At 61.3% G+C, this 19,477-nt stretch carries 18 protein-coding genes and 1 pseudogene; 5 read left to right on the forward strand and 14 right to left on the reverse strand.

What is annotated here, in order from left to right; genetic code table 11:
• The first annotated feature begins 117 nt into the window (after positions 1-117).
• Entirely contained in the window at positions 118-729 is a 612-nt protein-coding gene (gene ureG / locus CFB10_RS12270) for an urease accessory protein UreG (RefSeq protein ID WP_020011582.1), read from the forward strand.
• A gap of 3 nt (positions 730-732) precedes the next feature.
• Complete coding sequence (locus CFB10_RS12275) at positions 733-1,557, forward strand: MBL fold metallo-hydrolase (RefSeq protein ID WP_020011581.1); 825 nt, start codon at positions 733-735, stop codon at positions 1,555-1,557.
• A 72-nt stretch (positions 1,558-1,629) separates the two neighbouring features.
• On the opposite strand, the gene CFB10_RS12280 is transcribed toward CFB10_RS12275, so the two are convergent.
• The 11 genes from CFB10_RS12280 to CFB10_RS12335 all read right to left on the reverse strand — a co-directional run bounded on the left by CFB10_RS12280 (position 1,630) and on the right by CFB10_RS12335 (position 15,225).
• Entirely contained in the window at positions 1,630-2,319 is a 690-nt protein-coding gene (locus tag CFB10_RS12280) for a Crp/Fnr family transcriptional regulator (protein ID WP_020011580.1), read from the reverse strand.
• 479 nt (positions 2,320-2,798) lie between these two features.
• Positions 2,799-6,119 (reverse strand): efflux RND transporter permease subunit, encoded by a 3,321-nt coding sequence (locus CFB10_RS12290; protein ID WP_020011579.1) that lies wholly within the window; start codon positions 6,117-6,119, stop codon positions 2,799-2,801.
• 13 nt (positions 6,120-6,132) lie between these two features.
• Entirely contained in the window at positions 6,133-7,326 is a 1,194-nt protein-coding gene (locus CFB10_RS12295; RefSeq protein ID WP_020011578.1) for an efflux RND transporter periplasmic adaptor subunit, read from the reverse strand.
• 362 nt (positions 7,327-7,688) lie between these two features.
• Positions 7,689-8,681: an ABC transporter substrate-binding protein gene (locus CFB10_RS12300; RefSeq protein ID WP_026363912.1), complete on the reverse strand. Its 993-nt coding sequence runs from the start codon at positions 8,679-8,681 to the stop codon at positions 7,689-7,691.
• 21 nt (positions 8,682-8,702) lie between these two features.
• Complete coding sequence (locus CFB10_RS12305) at positions 8,703-9,575, reverse strand: ABC transporter permease (RefSeq protein ID WP_020011575.1); 873 nt, start codon at positions 9,573-9,575, stop codon at positions 8,703-8,705.
• Positions 9,572-10,447 carry an ABC transporter permease gene (locus CFB10_RS12310; RefSeq protein ID WP_020011574.1) on the reverse strand — a complete coding sequence of 292 codons (876 nt, stop codon included), beginning with the start codon at positions 10,445-10,447 and terminating at the stop codon, positions 9,572-9,574. The genes CFB10_RS12305 and CFB10_RS12310 overlap by 4 nt, the downstream gene beginning before the upstream one ends.
• Before the next feature lie 222 nt (positions 10,448-10,669).
• Positions 10,670-11,464, reverse strand: coding sequence for an ABC transporter ATP-binding protein (locus CFB10_RS12315; protein WP_020011573.1), 795 nt, complete (start codon positions 11,462-11,464; stop codon positions 10,670-10,672).
• Positions 11,461-11,904 (reverse strand): NUDIX domain-containing protein, encoded by a 444-nt coding sequence (locus tag CFB10_RS12320; protein WP_020011572.1) that lies wholly within the window; start codon positions 11,902-11,904, stop codon positions 11,461-11,463. Before CFB10_RS12320 ends, CFB10_RS12315 begins: the two co-directional genes overlap by 4 nt.
• A complete protein-coding gene (gene hydA, locus CFB10_RS12325) occupies positions 11,901-13,358 on the reverse strand; it encodes a dihydropyrimidinase (protein WP_020011571.1) in 1,458 nt (485 codons plus the stop codon). The genes CFB10_RS12320 and hydA overlap by 4 nt, the downstream gene beginning before the upstream one ends.
• On the reverse strand, positions 13,355-13,981 hold the full coding sequence (locus CFB10_RS12330) for an endonuclease domain-containing protein (RefSeq protein WP_244559863.1): 627 nt from the start codon (positions 13,979-13,981) through the stop codon (positions 13,355-13,357). Before CFB10_RS12330 ends, hydA begins: the two co-directional genes overlap by 4 nt.
• A complete protein-coding gene (locus tag CFB10_RS12335; RefSeq protein ID WP_020011569.1) occupies positions 13,978-15,225 on the reverse strand; it encodes a Zn-dependent hydrolase in 1,248 nt (415 codons plus the stop codon). Before CFB10_RS12335 ends, CFB10_RS12330 begins: the two co-directional genes overlap by 4 nt.
• Before the next feature lie 260 nt (positions 15,226-15,485).
• Here CFB10_RS12335 and rutR point away from each other — a divergent pair, with 260 nt between their 5' ends.
• From rutR to CFB10_RS12350, 3 genes and pseudogenes are all read left to right on the forward strand, one after another.
• A complete protein-coding gene (gene rutR, locus CFB10_RS12340; protein WP_003509395.1) occupies positions 15,486-16,127 on the forward strand; it encodes an HTH-type transcriptional regulator RutR in 642 nt (213 codons plus the stop codon).
• A gap of 254 nt (positions 16,128-16,381) precedes the next feature.
• Positions 16,382-16,705, forward strand: a pseudogene (locus tag CFB10_RS12345) (DUF2325 domain-containing protein); the annotation flags it as partial.
• Entirely contained in the window at positions 16,686-16,979 is a 294-nt protein-coding gene (locus CFB10_RS12350) for a hypothetical protein (RefSeq protein WP_020011567.1), read from the forward strand. The pseudogene CFB10_RS12345 and the gene CFB10_RS12350, both read left to right, overlap by 20 nt.
• A 3-nt stretch (positions 16,980-16,982) precedes the next feature.
• Here the strand turns inward: CFB10_RS12350 and CFB10_RS12355 are convergent, their stop codons facing one another.
• The 3 genes from CFB10_RS12355 to uppO form a co-directional block, all read right to left on the reverse strand.
• Entirely contained in the window at positions 16,983-17,378 is a 396-nt protein-coding gene (locus CFB10_RS12355) for a DUF423 domain-containing protein (protein ID WP_003509401.1), read from the reverse strand.
• The gene (locus CFB10_RS12360) at positions 17,375-17,776 is read right to left on the reverse strand and encodes a group II truncated hemoglobin (RefSeq protein ID WP_003509402.1); all 402 of its coding nucleotides are present in this window, start codon (positions 17,774-17,776) and stop codon (positions 17,375-17,377) included. The genes CFB10_RS12355 and CFB10_RS12360 overlap by 4 nt, the downstream gene beginning before the upstream one ends.
• A gap of 133 nt (positions 17,777-17,909) precedes the next feature.
• A complete protein-coding gene (uppO, locus tag CFB10_RS12365; protein ID WP_020011566.1) occupies positions 17,910-19,325 on the reverse strand; it encodes a polysaccharide biosynthesis phosphomannomutase UppO in 1,416 nt (471 codons plus the stop codon).
• Positions 19,326-19,477 lie beyond the last annotated feature (152 nt).

The raw sequence follows: 19,477 nt of genomic DNA on the forward strand, positions 1-19,477 counted from the left end.
GCCACCTTCTCCCCGGCGGGGAGAAGAAACGCGCGGCACGATCCTTGCATATCTTGAAGCGTCCCGTTGAGGGACTATGGTGAAACAAGACCAAAGCATATCGAAGGGAACAGCGTGATGAAATCGGGTAATGGGCCGCTGCGCGTCGGCATTGGCGGGCCGGTCGGTTCGGGCAAGACGGCGCTGACGGAAAAGCTCTGCAAGGCGATGAGCGTCGATTATTCCGTCGCCGTCGTCACCAATGATATCTATACCAAGGAAGACGCCGAGGCGCTGGTGCGCATGCAGGCGCTGCCTTCCGAGCGTATCGTCGGCGTGGAAACGGGCGGTTGCCCGCATACCGCGATCCGCGAGGATGCGACGATCAATCTGCAGGCGATTGCCGGGCTGAACGCGCGCTTTCCCGATCTCGACGTGGTCTTCATCGAATCCGGCGGCGACAATCTCGCCGCGACCTTTTCGCCCGACCTTGCGGATATCACCATCTATGTCATCTCCGTCTGCCAGGGCGAGGAAATTCCGCGCAAGGGCGGGCCTGGAATCACCCGCTCGGACCTGCTGGTCATCAACAAGAAGGACCTTGCGCCCTATGTCGGGGCCGATCTGACCGTCATGGACAACGATGCGACCCGCATGCGCAACGCCATGCCCTTCGTCTTCACCGATATGAAGCGCGGCGATGGCGTGGAGCGCATCGTCGGTTTCCTGAAAGAGCAGGGCGGTCTCTGAAATATGGCAATATCCCGCCGGTTCGGCGCTTACGAGGTTTCCCGTTTCGTTGACGGTGTCTACAAGGCGCCGGTCGGCCATCTCATCCATCGTCAGGGTGCCGAAGCGCTGGCGGCGGCGCTTGCCGGCCATCAGGGCGAAACGGTGGATATGGACGTCAACTGCTTTGCATTGTCCGGGCCTGAGGGCATCTGGCTGATCGATGCCGGTTGCGGCACGGCCTGGGGTGCAGCCTATGGCCATGCCCGCGCGGCGATGATTGCGGGGGGTATTCAGCCGACTGATGTCAGGCGCGTCATCCTCACCCATATCCATGGCGATCATGCGCTTGGCCTCATCGATGGCGACCGGCCTTATTTTCCCAATGCCGATATCTGGGTGCCCGAGGCCGATCTCGGATTTTTCAGCAGCGCGGAGGCGCGCAAGGCCCTGCCGCCGGCCCGGCAGGGCGGCTTCGATCTCGCCGCGCGGCTGCTCGACATTTGTGGTCCGATGTTGCGGCCGATCCCGACGGGCAGGATTGCCGAGGACGTCGAAGCCATCGCCATGCCCGGCCATACGCCGGGACATACCGGTTACCTGATCGGCAATGGTGATGAGCGGCTGTTATTATGGGGCGACGTGCTGCATGTGAGCGACTTGCAGGTGAAGGACCCCGGTGTCGGTTTTGTCTATGATATCGATTCCGCGCTTGCTTACCAAACACGCCTCGAAGCGCTGGCCGAGGCCGCCGATCACGGCTGGCTGGTTTCCGGTGGTCATCTCGGCGGATTTTTCCGTGCCGAGCGGCAGGGTGACAGCTTCCGTTTTGTGCCGCAGCCGGACTGATTTTTCGATTTCGGACATACAGAAGGGCGGAATGCCCCAAGGCATCCCGCCCTTCATCCTCTCCCGGTATTTTCAGATCTGCTTCAGCGCCGCGACGTCATTGACCTGCACGATGCGGCCGCGCACGGTGACGCCAGCCTTTTTCAGCGCCGAGAAGGCGCGCGACAGCGCTTCCGGCGCAAGGCCGAGCTTGCCGGCAAGCAGGCTTTTCTGGAATGGCAGCCGCAGTGAAAAGGATGTCGCGTCGCGGGGGCCCTGATTGATGAGGTAATGGGCCACACGCTGCGGCGCTGTCTGCAGCCGGTCGTTGGCGATGCAGTCCATGGTGGTGAGCAGGCTGTTGGACAGGCAGCGCATGACGGCCTTGGCGATTGCCGGTTCCTGATCGATCAGGCCGCGGATTCTTGCGAGTTCGAACCGCGCCACGGTGCAGCTTTCCGCCGCCTGCGCGCTGTAACGATAGGTATCGCTGCCGAAAATCAGGCACTCGTTGAAGGTATCGCCGGGGCCGCTGACGCGCACATCCGCCTCGCGCCCGTGCCTGTCCAGCCGGTAAAGCCTGATGTAACCCGACAGCACGCAGTAGAAATGCTGCGCCGCTTCGCCTTCCTTGAAGAGCACATGGCGGGCGTTCACATTGGTGATGGTCGCCGCCTCCATCAGCTTCAATGCCGCTGCATCATCCGCTATCCCGATCAAGGGTGCACGCAGCAGAATGTTCCTGTCCCTGTTGCTCAGCTTCACGGTCTTGTTCACGTCCATTCGGCTCCCGCTTAAACCTTTTGCCGGGCTGTCCGAAGCGATACGAAACCGGGGAAGTTCCTTCTCCCTCACGCCTATCTGCACAGAACTCATCGCATAATCCCTCGACCGGCAATTCCCGATGCGAGGGAGATTAGCAGTTCACCTGGAAAGCGAATTGATTTCGATCAAACGGGATTTGAGTTGTCATTTGGGACAGCGGGAATGCGGCGAGACCATTCTTGCTCAAGAATGTGAGGAGGAATATGGAGCGGGCGAGTGCCACATATTTCTTCTCCCCGCCGGGGAGAAGTCCGCGGCAGCGGGATGAGGGGGCAAGGGTAGCGATGTCCGGAGAGCTTGCCCCCTCATCCGACCCTTCGGGCCACCTTCTCCCCCTCGGGGAGAAGAAACAAGCGGCGACGCTTTGCCCCTAAACGTCCGCCTAAAAAGAAACGCCGGGCAGATGGCCCGGCGTCTCAATCGTTACGCTGCAAACTTCACTCCGCAGCAAGCGGCGGCAGCCGCAATATATTGCTGCCCTTGTCACCGGCCTTGTCGCCGCTGCCCTTTTCCATGCCGGCCACCCTTGCCTCCAGCGAGGAGAGAGCCAGGCTGTTTTCGCGGGCGATCTCCGAGAGTTTCTCGTTGGAGAGCGCTTCTTCCTCTTCTTCCTTCTTGCCGACGAAGCGGCCGAAGAGGTGGGCGAGCAGGCGCGACAGGTCGTCCATGATCAGGAAGAAGGCCGGGACCACGATCAGGGACAGCACCGTCGAGACGATGATGCCGCCGATCACCGCAATCGCCATCGGCGCGCGGAAGGAGCCGCCTTCGCCGACGCCGAGCGCCGAGGGCAACATGCCCGCGGACATGGCGATTGAGGTCATGATGATCGGGCGGGCGCGCTTGCGGCCGGCCTCCACCATGGCATGCACCCGTTCCATGCCGTGCCGGCGCATTTCGATGGCGAAATCCACCAGCAGGATGGCGTTCTTGGTCACGATGCCCATCAGCATCAGGATGCCGATGAGAACGGGCATGGAGAGCGCGTTCTGCGTGATGATGAGCGCGACGGCCACGCCGCCAATGGCAAGCGGCAGCGAGAACAGGATGGTGAAGGGCTGGATGACATCCTTGAACAGCAGGATGAGCACGACCAGCACCAGCATCAGGCCAAGCAGCATGGCGTTGACGAAGCCCTGCTGCATTTCGCCCTGCACCTTGGCGTCACCGCTTTCGGCAAGGCGAACACTTGCCGGCAGGTCGGTTTCCGACACGATGCGCTTGAACTCGGCCGTCGAGGTATCCAGCGCCGTGCCGAACGGGACGTCGGAGCCGATGGAGACCACGCGGTTGCGGTCGTTGCGCTTGATCGAGCTTGGACCTTCCGAATAGTCGATATCGGCGACGCTGTAGAGCGGCACCAGCGACCCGGAGGCCGTCTTGATCTTCAGCGCGCGGATGGTGGCGAGGTCACGACGTGTATCGAGCGAGGTCTGCACGCGGATCGGAATCTGCCGGTCATCAAGCGAAATCTTCGTCAGCTGGGCGTCGATATCACCGATGGTGGCGACACGCACCGTCTGCGAAATCTGCTGCGGCGTGATGCCGAGGCGGGCGATTTCGTCCTTGCGCGGGCGGATCTGCAGTTCGGGGCGGGGCAGGGCGCCTTCCGAGCTGACATTGGCAAGGATGGGCGAGGCGCGCAGGCGGCTTTCGAGAATGCCGACGGCGTCGTTCAGGTCCTTCTCATTGGTGGAGAGGAAGTTGAAGGAGAGCTCGCGTTCCGCACGGTCGTTCAGCTTGATGATGCGGACATCCGGAATGCCGCGAACCTGCGCGAAAATATCCCGTTCCACATCCCATTGCGGACGTATGCGGCCCTTTTCCTCCACCTTCGGCAGATATTGGCCGATGAGCGGAATGGAACCCAGCCCCTTGTTGACCACCAGCTTGAGCAGCGAATGGTCGATATGCTGCAGGATGACGTTGACAGTGGCGCGGCGAAGCTCCAGGTCCCCCTTGGGCGAGGCGCCGCCAAGGATGAAGACGCTTTCCACGCCGTTGATGTCACGCAGCGCGTGATAGATCTGCGTCGTCGTCCGGTCTGTCTCGTCAAGCGTCGCATTGGGCGGCAGTTCCACCGAAAGCGTCACGCGCGAGGCGTCGTCCGGCGGCAGGAAGCTGCCCGGAACGCCAGCGAGGAGAATGACGGAAGCCACGAGGAAGCCGATCGCGCCGAGCAGCGTCAGATACCGCGCCCACCACTTGCGGGTGGTGGCGGTCACCATGCGCGTATAGGCCTTCATCAGCCGGCTGTCATTGTCGTGGTGATCGTCCATCGCGTCTTCGGCGCGCATCAGATAGGCCGCCATCAGCGGCGTGATGAGACGGGCGACGGCGAGCGAGAAGAACACCGAGAAGGCGACGGTGAGGCCGAACTGGATGAAGTACTGGCCCGGAATGCCCGGCATGAACGAGACAGGCACGAAGACCGCGATGATGGTGAAGCTGGTGGCGATGACGGCGAGGCCGATTTCGTCCGCCGCTTCCAGCGCCGCGCGATAGGGCGTCTTGCCCATCTTGATGTGGCGGGCAATGTTCTCGATTTCCACGATGGCGTCGTCCACGAGAATACCCGTGGCGAGCGTGAGCGCGAGGAAGCTGACGAGGTTCAGCGAGAAGCCCATGATATCCATGATCCAGAAGGTCGGGATCGCGGAGAGCGGCAGCGCCACGGCGGCAATCAGGGTTGCGCGCCAGTTGCGAAGGAAGAGCAGGACCACGATGACGGCGAGGATCGCGCCCTCGATCAGCGTGTCGAGCGCCGCCTTGTAGTTGCCATAGGTGAAATAGACGGCGTCATCGACCATTTCGATCGAGACATCAGGGTGGTTCTTGCGCACCTGATCGAGGCTCGCGGCCACGGTTTCGGCGACCGAGACCTCACTGGCGCCCTTGGAGCGGAACACCGCGAAGGTGACGGCGGGGTTGCCGTTGAACCGCGAGAAGGACTTCTGCTCCTCATAGGTGTCTGTGACCGTGCCGAGTTCGGAAAGCTTGACGAAACGGCCGTTGGAGAGCGCAATCGTGGTGTTGGCAAGCTGGCTCACATCGCGTGTGTCGCCGAGCGTGCGGATGGTCTGCTCGTTGCCGCCGACCTGGCCGCGGCCGGAGCCGAGGTCGATATTGGTGCCGCGCAGCTGGCTGTTCACCTCGGTGGCGGTGATGCCATAGGCGTCGAGCTTTTCGGGGCTCAGCGAAACGCGCACCTCGCGGTCGGCGCCGCCATAGCGGTCGACCTTGCCGATGCCGGACTGGCCCTGCAGCGAGCGCTTGATCGTGTCATCCACGAACCAGGACAGCTCTTCCAGCGTCATGTTCGGTGAGGAGACGGCAAATGTCTGGATCGCCTGTCCCTCGACGTCGATCTTGCTGACGACGGGCACTTCGATATCGGAAGGCAGATCGCTGCGAATCTTGTCGATGGCGTCCTTGGTGTCCTGAACGGCTTCTTCCGTCGGCTTTTCGATGCGGAAGACGACCGTCGTCGTCGACTGGCCGTCGACCACGGTGGACTGGATTTCGTCGACGCCGCTGATGGCGGCGACGGCGTCCTCAATCTCCTTCGTCACCTGCATTTCCAGTTCGGAGGGCGAAGCGCCGCTCTGGGTCACGGTGACGGCCACGACGGGAACGTCGATGTTCGGAAAACGGGTGATCGGCAGGGTGTTGAACGCCTGCATGCCGAGGATCATCAAAAGCGCGAAGCCGAGCAGCGGCGCAATCGGGTTACGGATTGACCATGCGGAGAAGTTCATCTCATTCCCTCAGTCAGTTGGACACAGCCGCAGGGGCTTCCACCGGTCTTATCCGGTCACCATCACGCACGAATGCTCCAGCTTTCTCGACAACCTTGTCTCCAGCGGCAAGACCGCTGACAATCTCGATAAAACCGCCGTCTTCAATGCCGGTCTCGATCTTCACCTGCTTGACGATATCGCCTTCCACCCTGCGGGTGGTCGAGCCTTCACGCCCGGAGGTGACGGCCGACAGCGGCAAAGCGAGCGCATTCGTCTCCTCGACGATGATCGCCGCGCTGGCATACATGCCCGAGCGCGCCGGGCTGTTTTCGGGCAGCACCACATGCACGGAACCGAGGCGCGTCGTCGGATCGACGGTGGGCGAAACGAGGCGCACCTTGCCCTCTATTTTCTCAGCTCCGCCGGCAACCGTCAAATAGGCTTTCTGGCCGACCTTCACCTTCTGGATATCGGTCTCGGACAGATCGGCGACGAGTTCGATCGCGCCGTCCTTGATGACGGTGAAAAGCGGGTTTCCGGCGCCGCTGGCAATCGCGCCGACCTTGGCGTTCTTGGCCGAGACGATACCGGTGACCGGCGTTTTCACGCCGGTGCGCGTCAGCTTCAGGTCGATGTCGGCGATCTGGGCGTCAACCACCTTGATGTCGGCCTCGCCGGCGGAAACGGCCTGGCGGGCGGCGTTGAGTTTGGCGGCGGCCACTTCGGCCTGTGCCTGGGTCTGTTCCACCTGCGAAATCGAGCCGGAGCCGCTCTGGCCGAGCTTTGCGGCGCGGTCGCGCTGGCGGTTCGCGTCGCTCGCGCTCGCTTCGGCTTCCAGCACCTGCGCCTTCGCCTGGGCGACGGCGGCTTCCGCCTTTGCCTTGTTGGCTTCCAGCTGGCTTTTCTGCAGGATGAGGCTGTCGGAAGAAAGCACGGCCAGAACCGCATTTGCTTCCACCCTGTCGCCGATATCAACGTTCAGCGTGTCGATCGACAGGCCGTCGACCAGCGGCTGGACGTAGATTTCGTCCACGGGGCGGATCGTGCCTGTCGCGATGATACGGTCCACGAGATCGCGTTTTGCGGCATGTGCGACGATGATGGAAGGCAGGTTCTGCTGTTTGACCGGTGCCTGCGCCTCTCCTTCGGCGGCTGCGGAAAGGGGGAGCGCCGTTGCGGAAAGAAGAAGGAGTACAAAGCGGTTAAACGTGACTTTATGCTGCATGTGTCTTGGCTCGCGCAATATTCGATCGCATGTCCTGCAGCCTTGCGGCGTATATTAGAAGGTCATGCGATAGCGAATGTGAAACAAGGGATCACAATACTTCCTTTTCGATCCTCCCGATTCAAACGCCCCTCAACGCGAATCTCAAGCACCTTTGCCGAGTGCTTTCTTTACAAGATCAAATTTGGCAGTCTTGTGGGCGGGACTGTAATTCTTGTTGTCGTACAAATCAATCCGCATAGCCGCGATGGTTGATATACATTTTTGTATAGGTCGGGATATTGTAATTCATCAAAAGGGTTACCATTGAAAAAAAACGCGCGGACGGTGCCGCGCGTTCCATGCATCCAGGGTAAATTCGACTACTTCAACGCCGCATCGGTGATTTCGGTGGTGTAGGCGCCCGATGGCTCCTTGGTGATGACAGGATCGGAACCGCCGCCCAGCAGCGTCTTGACGGTGCGCTCGTAATCCGCCTTGTCCAGCGCGCCCTTCGAGCCGGCCGTCAGCTTGGCGACTTCGCCCATCATGCGCTTCTGGTGCTTTTCGGTCTGAGCGCCGGAGGCGTCGTTTTCGAGAACGATACCGGCGGCGTCGTCAGGGTTTTCTTCCGCCCATTTCCAGCCCTTCATGGAAGCGCGGACGAATTTGACCATGTCTTCCTTGAACTTGGCGTCCTTCAGCTTGTCTTCGAGAACGTAAAGACCGTCCTCCAGCGTCGCCACGCCTTCCGCCTCGTATTTGAAGGTGACGAGTTCCTCCGGCTTGATGCCGGCATCGATGACCTGCCAATATTCATTATAGGTCATGGTGGAAATGCAGGCAGCCTGCTTTTGCAGCAGCGGATCGACGTTGAAGCCCTGCTTCAAAACCGTGACACCATCCGCGCCGCCGGTGGTCGGGATTTTCAGATGCGCCATCCACGACAGGAACGGATATTCATTGCCGAAGAACCAGACGCCGAGCGTCTTGCCCTTGAAGTCTTCCGGCTTGGTGATGCCGGTTTCCTTGAGGCAGGTCAGCATCATGCCTGACGATTTGAACGGCTGTGCGATGTTGACGAGCGGAACGCCCTTTTCGCGGGTGGCGAGTGCTGACGGCATCCAGTCGACGATGACATCGGCGCCGCCGCCGGCCAGAACCTGTGCAGGCGCGATATCCGGGCCGCCCGGCTTGATATCGACGTCGAGGCCCTCTGCCTCGTAGAACCCTTTATCCTTGGCGACGTAATAACCGGCGAATTGCGCCTGGGTCACCCATTTCAGCTGCAGGGTGATCTTGTCGGCGGCCTCGGCGCTCACCGCCGTCAGAAGTGACGCACCGGCAAGAAGCATGGATGCAAGTTTCATTTTCATCGCTGTTCCCTTTTTCGTTATTTACGTTCGTCCCCCACGGACGGACGGATGCCAGAAGGTGACGGCCCGCTCAGCGAGCGCCACCAGACCATAAAAGCCGGAGCCGGCAAGCGCCGCGACGGCGATTTCGGCCCAGACCATATCGACATTGCTGCGGCCCATTTCCGCCGAGATGCGGAAACCCATGCCGACGATGGGCGTGCCGAAGAATTCCGCGACGATGGCGCCGATCAGCGCCAGTGTGGAATTGATCTTCAGGGCGTTGAAGATGAAGGGCCAGGCGGCGGGCAGGCGCAGTTTTATCAGCGTTGGCCACCAGCCGGCGGCATAGGTGCGCATCAGGTCGCGCTCCATGTGGCTGGAGGCGGCGAGCCCCTGAACCGTGTTCACCAGCATCGGGAAGAACGTCATGATGACGACGACGGCCACTTTCGACTGCCAGTCGAAACCGAACCACATGACCATGATCGGGGCGATGCCGACAACAGGCAGAGCGGAGACGAAATTGCCGATGGGCAGCAGCCCGCGCTGGAGGAAAGGCGACCGGTCGATGAGGATGGCGACGATGAAGCCGAGGCCGCAGCCGAGCACATAACCCGTCAGCACCGATTTGAGGAAGGTCTGGCGGAAATCGGCCCAGAGGATCGGCAGGGAGGTGAGAAGGCGCGCAAGGATGGCGCTCGGGGCAGGCAACAGGATGGGCGGTACGGAAAAACCGCGCACCACGCCTTCCCAGAGCGCGAGAATGGCCAGCCCGAAGAGAAGCGGCACGGCCATGCGGCTCATGCGCTTTGCCGCCGGTGACGAGAAGCTGTGGCGCACCAGCCATTCGTTGAAGGCCCAGGCGGCAAGCCAGAACAGGATCGCGCTGATAAACCAGACGGGATTTGTCATGGCCGGGCTCCCATTCTCTTGAGGACGGCGGCGTGGGCGATGCCGATGATCGACACCAGCAGGGCCGCGACGCCGGCGGCCATGAACAGGGCGGCCCATATCTGCACTGTCTGGCCGTAATAGGAGCCGGAAAGCAGGCGCGCGCCGAGCCCGGCGACGGCCCCGGTCGGCAATTCGCCGACGATGGCGCCGACCAGCGCAATGGCGATGGCGATCTTCAGCGAGGTGAAGAGATAGGGCAGCGCCGACGGCCAGCGCAGCTTCCAGAAGATCTGCGCCGGTGAGGCATTATAGGTGTGCATCAGGTCCAGCTGGAGCGTTTCGGGACTTCTGAGGCCCTTCACCATGCCGACGACGATGGGGAAGAAGGAAAGGTAGGTGGAGATCAGCGCCTTGGGCAACAGCCCGGAAATGCCGATGGAATTCAGGACTACGATGATCATCGGCGCGATGGCGAGGATCGGGATCGTCTGGCTGGCGATGATCCACGGCATGACGGAGCCGTCCATGGCGCGGTTATGGATGATGGCGACGGCGAGCAGGATGCCGAGGACAGCTCCGATGGCGAAACCGAGGAGTGTGGCCGAGAGCGTGACGCCCGCGTGATAGACGAGGCTGCGCTTGGAGGTGATCGCCTTGTTGACGGTGGTGTCCCAGAGTTCCGCGATGATCTGGTGCGGGGCGGGAAGAACCGGGCGTTCCTGCGCGAAGGTTTGCGGCAGAAGCTCCATGAAGCTCGGCGTCTGGCCGGCACGGTTTGCCTGATCGCGGGCGAAGGGCATGTTGAGGTAGATGACGGCGAGGTGCCAGAGGATGAGGATGGCGAGGAGGACGGTGAGGATGGGGAGGATGTGGTGGCGGAGGAGGGTCATTGGGGAGCCCTCGGTGGGTGGGGGTTACGTTTGCTCCGAGGATGCGGCTTACCCCCCTCTGTCCTGCCGGACATCTCCCCCTCAAGGGGGGAGATCAGCAGGAGGCCCTTCCGCCATTTCATTCTCAAGTGTCGAGATGGGTGAGACCTCGCCTCCTGCCGATCTCCCCCCTTGAGGGGGAGATGCCCGGCAGGGCAGAGGGGGGTAAAGCTTGCGATGACCTCACCCCTCATAGCCATGCCCCGCCTTCAACCCCTCACGCACGCGATGCGCAATGGCTAGAAACTCCGGCGTCTCCCTGATCTCCAGCGGCCTTTCCCGCGGCAGGGTGGATTCGATCACGTCAGTCACTCTCCCCGGCCGAGGCGACATGACGACGATTTTCGTCGAGAGATACACCGCTTCGGGAATGGAATGGGTGACGAAGCAGATGGTCTTGCCGGTCCTGTCCCAGAGCTTCAGCAGCTGCTCGTTCAGATGATCCCGAACGATCTCGTCCAGCGCCCCGAAGGGTTCGTCCATCAGCAGCAGGTCGGCATCGAAAGCCAGCGCGCGGGCGATGGAGGCGCGCTGCTGCATGCCGCCCGAGAGCTGCCAGGGGTATTTCTTGCCGAAACCGTTGAGGTTGACGAGATCGAGCGTGCGGTCGATGCGCTCGCGCTGTTCCGCCTTGCCGTAACCCATGATTTCAAGCGGCAGGGCGATGTTTTTTTCGATGCTGCGCCATGGATAAAGCGCGGCGGCCTGAAAGACGTACCCGTAGGAGCGGTCCTTGCGGGCGTTTTCCGGTGTCGTGCCGTTGACGGTGATTTCTCCTGACGTGTGCTTTTCAAGATCGGCGATGACCCGCAGGAAAGTGGTCTTGCCGCAGCCGGAAGGGCCGATGAAGGAGACGAAATCGCCCTTTCCCACGTCCAGATCGACATCAGACAAGGCGTGGACCGGGCCATCCCCCGTTTCGAAGGTGAGGCCCAGTTTTCTGGCGGAAACGACGGAATAGGGAGAGGCCTGGTTCATCTTGGCTGATTGTCGCTTTCCGTGAGCGCCGCGCGCGCCAGCGGCAGCATTTGGGTTTCCGTAAGCCTGGCGATCGTCACGCCGGGGTGGCGGTCGAGATCGAGCCAGCGCACTTCCTCTATCTCCGCCTGTGGCGTGACATCGGTATAGAGCCTTGCAATGAAGGCATGGGCGACGACGTCGGCGCCTGTCTCATTGGCGGCTTCCTCGCGAAAGACGCCCTCATAACGCACGGCATTTTCGGGAAGCGTCAGGCCGATTTCCTCGGCAAGTTCGCGGTGAAGCGCCTGTTCCGGCGTTTCGCCAGGATCGATCTTGCCGCCCGGCTGCATGAACTGCGTGGTGCCGCGCTTGCGCACGACAAGCATCTGCCGCCGCTCGTTGAGGAGAACGGCTGCGGCGATGACGATTTCGCGTTTGGGCTCAGTGCTCACGGTCATACACCCGATGCCGGAATGCCTGTGCGTTCCACCTTGCGCGGCGAAACGAGTTCCTTCCAGGTGGAAAGCGCCCGGCTGACGGCTGGATAAGCGTCGCGGGCAATGAACTGGCCGTGGCCCGGCTGCGTTTCGATGGTGGCCTCCTCGATGCTGACGAGACCGCGCGACAGGGTGTAGCGCGGCAGGCCTTTGACCTTCCGCCCTTCGAACACGTTGTAATCAATGGCCGATTGCTGGCTTGCCGCACTGATGGTCTTTTCCAGCTGCGGATCCCAGACGACGATATCCGCATCGCTGCCGACGAGGATCGCGCCCTTTTTGGGATAGATGTTGAGGATCTTCGCAATATTGGTGGAGGTGACGGCGACGAATTCGTTCATCGTCAGTCGGCCGGTGGTTACGCCATGGGTCCAGAGCAGCGGCATGCGATCTTCCAGCCCGCCGGTGCCGTTCGGTATCTTGCGGAAATCGCCGAGGCCGAAGCGTTTCTGCTCGGTGGTGAAGGCGCAATGGTCGGTCGCCACGCATTGCAGCGAGCCGGAAGCCAGACCCGCCCAGAGGCTGTCCTGATGCTGCCGGTTGCGAAAGGGCGGCGACATCACGCGGCGGGCGGCGTGATCCCAGTCGGGGTTGGCATATTCGCTTTCATCGAGGATCAGGTGCTGGATCAGCGGTTCGCCATAGACCCGCATGCCGTTCTGGCGGGCGCGGCGGATCGCTTCATGCGCCTGCTCGCAGGAGGTGTGGACGACATAAAGCGGGGCGCCGGCCATATCGGCAATGATGATGGCGCGGTTGGTGGCCTCGCCCTCCACCGAGGGCGGGCGGGAATAGGCATGCGCTTCCGGCCCGACATTGCCTTCCGCCATCAGCTTTTCCTGCATCTGCGCGACGATATCGCCGTTTTCCGCATGCACGAAGGGAATGGCGCCAAGCTGGGCGCAGCGCGAGAAGGAGGCGAACATCTCGTCGTCATTCACCATCAGCGCGCCCTTATAGGCCATGAAGTGCTTGAAGGAGTTGATGCCCTTTTCCCGGACCACCGTCTTCATGTCGTCGAAGACCTGCTCGCCCCACCAGGTGACGGCCATGTGGAAGGAATAATCGCAATTGGCGCGGGTCGCCTTGTTATCCCATCGCGCCAGCGCGTCCAGAAGCGACTGGCCGGGCTCGGGCAGGCAGAAATCCACCACCATGGTTGTGCCGCCGGCAAGGGCCGCCCGCGTGCCGCTCTCGAAATCATCGGCGGAATAGGTGCCCATGAAGGGCATTTCCAGATGCACATGCGGATCGATGCCGCCGGGCATGACGTAACATCCCGTGGCATCGAGCACCGTGCCGCCGCTCAGATCAGGCCCGATCTCGGTGATCCTGCCGCCTTCGATCTTCACATCGGCCTTGTAGGTGAGGTCGGCGGTGACGATGATGCCGTTCTTGATGATGGTGGCGGTCATTGGTGGATGTTCCCGGTAACGAGGACTGGCGAATAACGGTCGGGATGATCGGGCAGGAAAGTCTCGGCGTTCAGGACGGCCAGGATGGTATTGAGCATAGAGGAACGCTCTTCAAAAACCTCATGGTCCCAGAACCGCAGCACCGAGTAGCCCTGTTTCTTCAGCCATAGCGTCCGCTGCCGATCATGTGTGGAAGAGGCGTGTTGCGATCCGTCCAGCTCGACGATCAGCATTTTCTCGCGGCAGACGAAATCCGCGATGTAAGGGCCAAGAGGAACTTGCCGGCTGAATTTGAAGCCGTTGAGTCCTCGATTTTTCAGTTCGTACCAGAGGCGGTATTCCGCATCGGTTTCCTCGCGGCGGAGTTTACGGGCTTGCGGGGTTTTGCCGGAATGGCGTTTCGATGCTTTTTTGCCGGTGTGATCGGCCATGATGCTTGCCCCCTCATCCGACCCTTCGGGCCACCTTCTCCCCGGCGGGGAGAAGAAATGGGAGACACCGTTGCAGGTTTTTATGACGTCGGTGGTGGTGGCGAAAACATTGCCGCGCGTTTCTTCTCCCCGCCGGGGAGAAGGTGGCCCGAAGGGCCGGATGAGGGGGCTTGCCATCGTGGGTAGGATCATTGCACGATCTCCGCAGTTTCCAGCACCGCATGCAGCAGCACGTCGCAGCCGGCTGCTGCCCATTCCGGTGAAATTTCCTCGGCCTCATTGTGGGAAAGTCCGTCCACGCAGGGGCAGAAGATCATGGTGGAGGGGGCGACCCTTGCCGTCCAGCAGGCATCGTGGCCGGCGCCGGAAATGATGTCCATGTGGCTGTAGCCGAGTTTTTCGGCGGCGGCGCGCACGCGGCCGACAAGCACGGGGTCGAAAGTGACGGGATCGAAATGGCCGATCGCTTCGATCTTGCAGCCGACGCCGAGTTCTTCGGCGATTGCGGGCACCTCGCGTTCGAAGATGGCGCGCATGCTGTCGAGTTTCGCCTGTGTGGGCGTTCTGAGGTCGATGGTGAAAACCACCTTGCCGGGCAGCACGTTGCGGGAATTGGGCGTGAAGATCATCTGGCCGACGCCGGCGACCGCGCCCGGCTGGTGGGCCATCGCCACTTCCTGCACTTTTTCGAGGATGCGGGCGGCAGCCAAGCCGGCATTGACGCGCATGGCCATCGGCGTCGAGCCGGTATGGGCTTCCTTGCCGGTCAGCGTCACTTCCAGCCACCACAGGCCCTGGCCATGGGTGACGACGCCGATCTGCTTGCCTTCGGCCTCAAGGATCGGCCCCTGTTCGATGTGATATTCGAAATAGGCGTGCATCCTGCGCGCGCCGACCTCTTCCTCGCCCAGCCAGCCAATGCGCTTCAGCTCTTCGCCATAGGTCTTGCCGTCAGTATCGGTGCGGCTATAGGCGTAATCGAGATCGTGAATGCCGGCGAAGACGCCCGAGGCCAGCATGGCGGGCGCGAAGCGTGCGCCTTCCTCATTGGACCAGTTGGTGACGGTGATCGGATGTCTGGTTTTGATATTGAGGTCGTTCAGGCTGCGCACCACTTCCAGCCCGGCCAACACGCCGAGCACGCCGTCGTATTTGCCGCCGGTCGGCTGGGTGTCGAGATGACTGCCGATATAGACGGGCAGCGCGTCCGGGTCCTCGCCGGGGCGGGTGGCGAACATGGTGCCCATGCGGTCGACGCCCATCGTCAGGCCCGCCGCCTCGCACCAGCGCTGGAACAGGCGGCGGCCTTCCGCATCCTCATCCGTCAGCGTGCGGCGATTATTGCCGCCGGCGATGCCGGGGCCGATTTTCGCCATGTCCATCAGACTGTCCCACAGACGGTCGCCATTGACCGTCAAGTTTTTACCCGCCGTCATGCAGTGTCGTCCTCACCTGTTTTGTTTTTATCGAAGCAAAGCTTGTGCCGTTCCCTTTTTTGCCGGTTAAGATAACAGCCATTGCCTTGTGATGGCGATGGGGGATAAATTGACCGGCTGGTAAACATTGCAAATTCGCCATGGCGTCAGCAAGGGATTTTCGTGACGAATCGCACTAATTTTGCCTAAACTGTACGCGGCGATTATTTTTTAAGCATACTGTAGCGGCAATTGCATTGAAAAGAAACAGAGAGCTGAGAATGGCCATACCGCGAGCAGCGAAAACACAGAAGCGGACCCGCATTCAGGAAGAAAAGCAGGAAGCGATTCTTGAAGCTGCGCTCAGTGTTTTTTCCACGAACGGGTTTCGCGGCTCCACCATCGACCAGATTGCCGAGGCGGCCGGCATGTCGAAACCGAATGTGCTTTATTATTTCCGTACCAAGGAGGCGATGCATCGCGCGCTGATCGAGCGGGTGCTGGATACCTGGCTCGATCCGCTCAGGGCTTTCGACGCCAAGGGCAATCCCGAAAGCGAGATCCGCTCCTATATTCGCCGCAAGCTGGAAATGTCGCGCGATTTTCCGCGTGAGAGCCGCCTGTTCGCCAATGAAATCCTGCAGGGCGCGCCGCATATCGAGGACGAGCTGAAGGGCCCGCTGAAGCAACTGGTGGATGAAAAAGCCGAGGTGATCCGCGCCTGGGTGAAGGCCGGGCGGATGGCCAAATGTGATCCCTATCACCTGATTTTCTCTATCTGGTCGACCACCCAGCACTATGCGGATTTCGACGTGCAGGTGCGGGCGGTGCTGGGTGACAAGAATGGCGGCGAAGGCCGTTTCGAAGACGCGGCCCGGCATCTGGAGCAGCTTTTCATGGGCGGATTGCGGATAAACGGCTGAACGGGACCGTTCTCGCGAATATGTGATCGATCCTTTATGTCAAAACATGAGGAAAATTATCACCTTTATACTTTACTCCAAAACTCATCTTTATTATGGTGCCGGCATCCCGAACGTCCGGGGCATTGAAAAATCAACCGGCAGGTGAGGGAATGGCACGCAAGGAAAAGAAAAAGCCGGGACGCGGCGAAAAGCAGGGCAAGGGCGCGCCGCAAACTGAGAAGGACGTGGCCGAACAGCAGCTTTCCGGTCCGAAGAGCTTTCTTTATGTCGGCGGCCGTGACTGTCAGGTTGCGCATCTTCGCCAGATCGCCAGCAATTTCGGCGCCGAGCTTATCCACCACGATGGCGGATTGCGTGAGGCGGTCTCCCGCATCGATACCGTGCTTCCCTCCGTCGACTGCGTTTTCTGCCCGATCGACTGTATCAGCCACGATGCGTGTCTGCGGGTGAAGTCGGGTTGCAAGAAATTCGGCAAGACGTTCATTCCGCTGCGCAATGGCAGCAAATCCAGTCTGGAGCGGGCGCTGCAGACGATGAATGAACGGACCTCCAGCGATGAGCGACGAGCGCAGTAATTTCCACGATGAAAATCCCGCGGCGGCGGAAGCCTGCCGCGTGGAACTACACAAGATGGCCGAGCAGGCCGGTGATCCCGTCCTGACGGATATCTATGAAATCGTCGGTGAACGGGAAAGGCGCAACCGCGTCGCCAGAAGCGGCGGCAATGTGGTGACCTTTCCCCATCTGCGCACCCGCCAGCCGGGTGAAACACCGGCTTTCGAAATAGGCGCGGCGGCTGAAGAGGGCCGCAATATCCTGTCGTTTCGCTGGAAGCGGCGTCAGGGCTGAAACCTAGCCCTTCGGCTTCAGAAACGCTCCCGCACACAGCACCAGCCATCCGGCGATCATGCCGAGGCCGCCCGTGGGTGCAGCGTAAGGAAACAGGCTGTGGCCGGAAAAATGCCTGACAACGAGATCGCCGACAAAGATCGCCGTGCCGAGACCGAGGATCAGGCCCGCCGGAATGGCGGTTCGGATGCGCTCCGCACCGATATGCAGCGCCACCAGCACCGGCGCATGCGCCAGCGCCATCGCCGAGGCATTGCCGAGCATATAGGTTTCGCCGGTATGGGTGGCGGCGGCGGCAAGCATGACGCCGCTCGCGCCCAGCAGGCCGCCCAGCAGCAAAATGAAGGCCCGCAATCTTTCACGGGGCACGCTTGCGATGGTCGCGCTCTGCGTGGTCATTGGCTGTCCGCCTCCTGGTTCTGCATGTGAAAGGCCAGCCGCTCGACCGGCGTCCAGATGATCTCGCGCAGCTTCTCGTTCTCGATGGTTTCGTCCATGGCGCGGCGGAAGCAGAGCAGCCATTCATCCCGCTCGGCGGGGCCGATGGGGGCGACGAAATGGCGTCGCCGCAACATCGGATGGCCGTGTTTCTCGACATAGACGGGCGGTCCGCCAAGATATCCCGTCAGATAATCGTAAAACTTCGCTTCGCTGCCCGAGAGGTCGGCAGGGTGGATGGCGCGGCAGCGCGCTGCTTCCGGCAGGGTATCCATCAATTCGTAGAAGCGCCGGGTGAGCGCCCTGACGGTCGCATCGCCACCGATCGCTTCATAAAGGGTAATGGTCTCGCCGCTCATAATCCGCCTCTCGTGGCCCTCCGGTTCTTATCGCTCCGCAGAGCCGGAAGAGCAACAGGGCACTGGCGGGGTGCGACATTTGCGACAGGTCAAAGAGGACAGATGCCGGGCAAGCCCGGCATCATGCAAAACATCACCCGAAATTACGGATGAGATCGAGCCCCTTGTTCAGAAGCGTTTCGGCCTCATCCTGATTGGCGGCCTCGACGTAGCAGCGCATTTCCGGAGCATTTCCGGAAGGGCGGAAGTGGATGGTGCTGCCGTCGGTCAACGCCACGCGCAGGCCGTCAATGTCGCTCAGCGCTTTGACGGAGCCGACCGGGGCGAGGAAGGCGTCGAGATTGGTCCGCGAGGCGCGCAGATGCGTCATCAGGGCGGCGCTCTTTTCCTGGGCGAAATTTTCCAGACGATCGGCGGCGGCGACCGGCAGCTTATAGGCGGCGGCGATCTGCGACAGCGGCTTTTTCTGTTCTGCCGAGAGAAGCAGCACGGCGAGGATCGGCAGGAAGCTGTCCCGCGTCGGCAGCGGCGAAAGCGGCCTGCCGTTGAGTGTGAAGGCCGAGGCCGTCAGCAGGCCGCCATTGGCTTCAAAACCCATGACGCCGTTCCTGCCGGCGGCGAGCGCCTCAGTCATGCCGGCGATGACGAAGGGCGAGCCGACTTTGGTGCGGATAACGTCGAAGGAGCCGCTTGCCTCGATGCCCGAATTGGAGGTCACGGGGGTGACGACCACGCCGGCATCGAGGAAGTTGGCCGTGATCAGGCCGATGAGGTCGCCGCGCAGCGGCACACCGTTTTCATCGGTCAGCAGCGGGCGGTCGCCGTCGCCGTCTGCGGAAACGATGGCATCGAGACCGTGCTCCGGCGACCATTTTTTGAGAAGCGCCAGCGTTTCCGGCGAAACCGCTTCGGTATCCACGGGAATGAAGGTTTCGGAGCGGCCGAGCGGAACGACATCGGCGCCATAATGGGCTAGGACATCGACGAAGAGATCGCGCGCCACGGTACTGTGTTGATAAACGCCGATCTTGAGGCCGGCGAGCGCTTTTTCAGGCAGCAGCGCGATGTTGCGCTCGTAGAATAGTTCGGCTGAGATGCCGGAATGGTCCTCCGCCGTCGCCGCCTCGGCGCTTACGCCCTCCGCCTCGATTTCGGCAGCGAGAGCGGCAATCGCCGTCTCGTCCTGCTTGTCGATTTCGCCGTCCGGGCGGTAGAACTTGATGCCGTTGCGGTCGGCCGGGATATGCGAGCCTGTTATCATCAGCGCTGCCGCCTTCAGCGACAGGCCATAAAGCGCCAGCGCCGGTGTCGGCACCGCACCGCAATCGAACGGGGTCAGGCCGGCTTTTTTGAGCGCAGCGATGCAGGTGGCGGAAACATCCGGGCTCGAATCGCGGAAATCGCGGCCGACGAGAATGGGATCGCCCGCCTTTGCCTGGCCCGATGTGAGAAGGTGCCTCGCAAATGCCGTGGCATAGACGGCCGAGGCTTTTCCTTTCAGATCGACAGAGAGGCCGCGAAGGCCGCTCGTTCCAAATTTCAGGCTCATTCCAAACTCCGTTTCGATAAAATCTTTTGAGGGTCAAATGGATAATGCAAAAATATAACGCCTGAAAGAACCGTATCGATCCATTCAAGTCAATCATCCCTTTCATGGCGGCCGCGAATAGGCGATGATGGCGGGAATGATGCGGGTAACCT

Origin of the sequence: Agrobacterium sp. 719_389, assembly GCF_900188475.1 — a bacterium.
Taxonomy (GTDB): Bacteria; Pseudomonadota; Alphaproteobacteria; order Rhizobiales; family Rhizobiaceae; genus Agrobacterium; species Agrobacterium radiobacter.

What these genes read in the sequence shown, in the direction of transcription:
- CFB10_RS12330 (WP_244559863.1), bottom strand. Translation starts at nt 13,981, where the DNA reads ATGATCCTACCCACGATGGCAAGCCCCCTCATCCGGCCCTTCGGGCCA.
- CFB10_RS12280 (WP_020011580.1), bottom strand. Translation starts at nt 2,319, where the DNA reads ATGGACGTGAACAAGACCGTGAAGCTGAGCAACAGGGACAGGAACATT.
- CFB10_RS12305 (WP_020011575.1), bottom strand. Translation starts at nt 9,575, where the DNA reads ATGACAAATCCCGTCTGGTTTATCAGCGCGATCCTGTTCTGGCTTGCC.
- CFB10_RS12315 (WP_020011573.1), bottom strand. Translation starts at nt 11,464, where the DNA reads ATGAACCAGGCCTCTCCCTATTCCGTCGTTTCCGCCAGAAAACTGGGC.
- CFB10_RS12290 (WP_020011579.1), bottom strand. Translation starts at nt 6,119, where the DNA reads ATGAACTTCTCCGCATGGTCAATCCGTAACCCGATTGCGCCGCTGCTC.
- CFB10_RS12360 (WP_003509402.1), bottom strand. Translation starts at nt 17,776, where the DNA reads ATGAGCGGCGAGACCATTACCCTTTATGAAGCGATCGGTGGCGATGCG.
- CFB10_RS12355 (WP_003509401.1), bottom strand. Translation starts at nt 17,378, where the DNA reads ATGACCACGCAGAGCGCGACCATCGCAAGCGTGCCCCGTGAAAGATTG.
- CFB10_RS12300 (WP_026363912.1), bottom strand. Translation starts at nt 8,681, where the DNA reads ATGAAAATGAAACTTGCATCCATGCTTCTTGCCGGTGCGTCACTTCTG.
- hydA (WP_020011571.1), bottom strand. Translation starts at nt 13,358, where the DNA reads ATGACCGCCACCATCATCAAGAACGGCATCATCGTCACCGCCGACCTC.
- CFB10_RS12335 (WP_020011569.1), bottom strand. Translation starts at nt 15,225, where the DNA reads ATGACGGCGGGTAAAAACTTGACGGTCAATGGCGACCGTCTGTGGGAC.
- CFB10_RS12350 (WP_020011567.1), top strand. Translation starts at nt 16,686, where the DNA reads ATGAGCGACGAGCGCAGTAATTTCCACGATGAAAATCCCGCGGCGGCG.
- CFB10_RS12275 (WP_020011581.1), top strand. Translation starts at nt 733, where the DNA reads ATGGCAATATCCCGCCGGTTCGGCGCTTACGAGGTTTCCCGTTTCGTT.
- ureG (WP_020011582.1), top strand. Translation starts at nt 118, where the DNA reads ATGAAATCGGGTAATGGGCCGCTGCGCGTCGGCATTGGCGGGCCGGTC.
- CFB10_RS12295 (WP_020011578.1), bottom strand. Translation starts at nt 7,326, where the DNA reads ATGCAGCATAAAGTCACGTTTAACCGCTTTGTACTCCTTCTTCTTTCC.
- CFB10_RS12310 (WP_020011574.1), bottom strand. Translation starts at nt 10,447, where the DNA reads ATGACCCTCCTCCGCCACCACATCCTCCCCATCCTCACCGTCCTCCTC.
- rutR (WP_003509395.1), top strand. Translation starts at nt 15,486, where the DNA reads ATGGCCATACCGCGAGCAGCGAAAACACAGAAGCGGACCCGCATTCAG.
- uppO (WP_020011566.1), bottom strand. Translation starts at nt 19,325, where the DNA reads ATGAGCCTGAAATTTGGAACGAGCGGCCTTCGCGGCCTCTCTGTCGAT.
- CFB10_RS12320 (WP_020011572.1), bottom strand. Translation starts at nt 11,904, where the DNA reads ATGACCGTGAGCACTGAGCCCAAACGCGAAATCGTCATCGCCGCAGCC.